Raw genomic sequence first — 4,147 nt, 5'->3', positions numbered from 1 at the left:
CACCCGGACAAGCAGCCGTCCAAGACGGACATCCGCGAGACCTTCCGCCAGCCACAGTTCGTGGATGGAGGCCCTCCACGAGCCGCGTACGATGATGAGCCTCCGGACATCCTCACGCTGGGTGGCGCCTACTTCCAGCGCGCGGAGCTGAGCGCCTCGCGCGGCGGCCCGGGAACGCCGCTGACGCCCGTGCTGCCGTCGCTCGCGGACCTGTACCTGGACATCAATCCTTCCGAGCAGATTCGCGGGTTCGTGCGCGGGCGGCTTCTCTACGATCCGCTCGACATGCAGCTCTCCACGCCGCAGTCGGTCCTGGATCAGTTCTGGTTCCGCTTCGGCCTGGCCCACCGCGTCTTCATCACCGCGGGCCGCCAGCAGGTCCGCTGGGGCAGCTCCCGCATCTGGAATCCCACGGACTTCCTCCAGGCGCCGAATCCCCGGCCGCTCGACCCGGTGGACCTGCGCACCGGCGTGGACATGCTGAAGGTGAACGTGCCGTGGGAGGAGATGGCCTCCAGCCTGTGGCTCATCGCCACGGCGGACCTGAATGGACCGGAGGACCGCCCGATACGTTATGGCGGAGCGCTGCGCGCGGAGGTGGTGCTCGGCCCCAGCGAGCTGTCGCTGTCGGCGGCCTTCCAGCAGGGCCGCCGCCCCCGGTATGGCATTGACTGGTCCGTGGGCCTGGGCCCCTTCGACCTCAACGCGGAGATGGCGCTCCTGCAAGACCTCCCCGCGCGGCTGTGGGAGCGCGGCGAGGCCGGCTACGTCGAGCGCTCCTTCGGTGGCCCGAAGCCGCAGGTCAGTGGCGGCATCAAGGGCACCTTCCGCGTGGCGGACGTCTACCGCGCCATCGTCCGGCTGGAGGGCTTCTACAACTCGCTGGGCACGGATGATCGCGCGCAGCTGACGTGGCAGCGCTCCACCGCGGACTACCGGCCCCTGTTCTTCGGACGTGCCTATGGCATGGCCCAGGTCAGCATCGACCGGCGCAGCCAGTTCGAGCCCCGCCTGACGTTCACCGCGCTGACGAACCTGAGTGACCCCTCCATGCTGGGCCGCATCGACTTCGACATCGCCGTGCTGCGAGACGTGGTGGCGCAGCTCTTCGTCGAAGCGCCGCTGGGGCCACGCGGCACCGAGTTCCGCTTCCAGCCTGACCCCTCCGTGGTGGAGCTCCCGCCCATGGGCCTTCCGCTCTTCCGCACGGGCGTCAGCGTCTACATCAAGATGTGAAGTTCCCCCGAGCATCGACATGACCTCGCGTACCGACCTGGACTCGCTGACTCCGGAGGAGAAGCGCGCGCTGCTGCAGAAGCTGCTGAAGCGCGGCGCTCCGGACACCGCCACCGGACAGAACTCCCTCCAGGGTACGGGGCCCACCCGGCGCGGAGACGACACGCGAGCGGAGCCCTCCTCCGCGCAGGAGCGGATGTGGTTCCTCCATCAGCTTGCTCCCGCGTCCGCCTCGTACAACGTGGTGCGCGCGGTGGAGCTCTCCGGTGAGGTGGATGCCGGAGCGCTCGACGCGGCGCTGCGGCAACTGCTGGCACGGCACCGCGCGCTCCGCTCCATCATGCCCTCCTCACCCGAGGGACATCCCCTGCTGGGTGTTCAGGACGTCCCCGCGCAGGTCCTGGTGACCGAGGACCTGTCGGCGGATGCGGCGCCCGAGACGTCGCTGGAGCGCTGGCTGCGGGAAGAAGCCCAGCGGCCCTTCGTGCTCGCCCAGGGGCCCCTGTATCGCTTCTGCCTCTTCCGCCTTTCCGCACAGCGGCACGTCTTCACGTTGTCGCTGCACCACCTCGTGGTGGACGGCTGGAGCTACAACGTGTTGATGCGCGAGCTGGGTGTCCTCTACACGGCGCGCGTCCGTGGGCAGGCCCCCGGCCTGACGCCCCTGCCGCTGGAGTACACGGACTTCGCGGCCTGGCAGCGGTCACCCGATGTCGCGGCGCGCGAAGCGGCCCATGTCGAGTACTGGAAGGAGCAGCTCGCCGGGGTTCCGCACATCCTGGAGCTGCCCACCGACAAGCCGCGCCCGCCGGTGCGCACGGACCAGGGCGTCCAGACCCAGTTGCTCCCCGTCTCCGCGGCGCTGGCCGAGGCCGTGCGCGTGCTCTGCCGTGAGCGGCAGGTCACGCCCTTCATGGTGTTCTACACGGCCTTCGCCGCGCTGCTGCACCGCTACTCGCAGCAGTCCGACTTCTGCGTGGGCACGCCCGTCGCGGGCCGGACGCACCTGTCCCTGGAGGGCGTCGTCGGGCTGTTCATCAACACCGTGGTCCTGCGCGCCCAGGTGCGGACTGGCGACACCTTCACCGGGCTGCTGGCGCGTGCGAGGGAATGCGCGCTCGCCGCGTACGCACACCAGGAAGCACCGTTCGAGCGAGTCATCGAGGCGGTGCGAGCGGAGCGCAACCCCGGTCACTCACCGCTCTTCCAGGTGATGTTCGACCTGTACCAGGAAGAGGACTCGCTGGCGGGTGCGTTCTCGGGCGTGGGCGCTCGCGCGCTCCATGTGGATACCGGGACCAGTCAGTTCGACCTGTCGCTCACCATCATCGAGGGCCCCTCCGGCTTCGGCGTGACGGTGCAGTACAGCACCGACCTGTTCGAGCACGACTCCATCCAGCGCCTGGTGGGCCACTACCTGCGCCTGCTCGAAGGCGCGCTCGCCGCTCCCTCCGCGCCGCTTGCGTCCGTCGACCTCCTCTCCGCCTCCGAGCGCCAGCAGGTCCTCTTCTCCTTCAACGACACCTCCAGGCCCTTCGACTCCCTCGCCTCGGTGTCCTCCCTGTGGACCGCCCAGGTCGCTCGCGCTCCCGACGCCACCGCACTCGTCCTCGCCTCCTCCGGCCTTCGCCTCTCCTTCTCCCAGCTCCACGCTCGCGCCACCCGCCTGGCCCAGCACCTGCTTGGCCTGGGCGTCCTCCCGGAGGACGTCGTCGGCCTGTGCCTTGAGCGCTCCGAGGACGCCGTCGTCGGCCTCCTCGCCATCCTCCTCAGCGGCGCCACCTGCCTTCCTCTCGAAGCCACTCACCCGCACGAGCGCCGTGCCTCGCTTCTCCACCGGGCCCGGGCTCGCTTCGTCCTCTCTCGCCCGGACTTCTTCTCCAACGCCTCGCTGGCGATTCCCCTCGTCCAGCCGCTCCCTCCTCAGTCTCCGTCCTCACGCCCTCTCCCGCTCGTCCTCCCCGACTCGCTCGCCTACCTCCTCTTCACCTCTGGCTCCACTGGCGAGCCCAAGGGCGTTGAGCTCACCCACCGCTCCCTTGTCCACGCCTTCGACTCCTTCGACGCCCTCTACGACACGCGTCCGGGGGACTGCTGGGCCTCCTCCAGCAGCTTCTCCTTCGACATGCATCTGGAGGATGTCCTCTTCTGCCTGACCCGCGGAGGGACGACGGTGCTGCGCGACGTGGGGCCGATGGGGCTGGGGCGCGACATCACCCGCCACGGCATCACGCACATCGTCATCACGCCTTCATCGCTGGCCACCGCGATGGAGGAACCTGGAGCGCCCGAAGCGCTGCGTTCCATGAAGGCCATTGTCGTGGGCGGTGAGGCCCTGCCCGAGCCACTGGTGGAGCAACTGGCGCTGACGCGAACGTCGCTCATCAACGCCTACGGCCCGACGGAGACGACCATCTGCGTGGTGGCCGAGAAGGTGGAAGCCCACCGCCCCGTCCGCCTGGGCCAGCCCTTGGCTCGCTCTCAGGCCTACGTCCTCGACGAGGCCGGCCTCCCCACCCCCATCGGCGTCCCGGGAGAGCTCTTCCTCGGCGGCGACGGCCTCGCTCGTGGCTACCGCGCACTTCCTCACCTCACCGCCGAGCGCTTCGTCCCCCACGCCTTCTCTTCCTCTCCCGGCGCTCGCCTCTACCGCACAGGCGACCGCGTCCGCTGGAATCCCGACGGCTCCCTCTCCTACCTCGGCCGCACCGACTTCCAGCTCAAGGTGCGTGGCGTCCGCGTCGAGCCCGAGGAAGTCGAGGCCGCCCTCTGCCGTCTCCCCGGCGTCCGTCAGGCCGCCGTCCTCCCTCTCTCCTCTCCCCACTCCTCCGACGTCCGCCTCGTCGCCTTCCTCGTCCTCGACGACGCCACCCCCTTCCTCCCCGCCGCCCTCCGCCACCAACTCTCACGC

At 69.7% G+C, this 4,147-nt stretch carries 1 protein-coding gene and 1 pseudogene; both read left to right on the top strand.

All coding sequences use genetic code 11. The annotated features are described in order from the left end of the window. Positions 1-1,236: pseudogene (locus tag HV826_RS36015) on the top strand (hypothetical protein); the annotation flags it as partial. Between the two features lie 19 nt (positions 1,237-1,255). Further along, positions 1,256-4,147, top strand: a 2,892-nt coding sequence (locus HV826_RS36010) for an amino acid adenylation domain-containing protein (protein ID WP_176421528.1), incomplete at its 3' end; no start/stop codon positions are given.

The sequence above is a fragment of the Myxococcus sp. AM010 genome, assembly GCF_013372585.1.
GTDB lineage: Bacteria > Myxococcota > Myxococcia > Myxococcales > Myxococcaceae > Myxococcus > Myxococcus vastator.
Note: the sequence above shows the minus strand (reverse complement) of the source record. Positions and strands in the feature narration are given on the sequence as shown.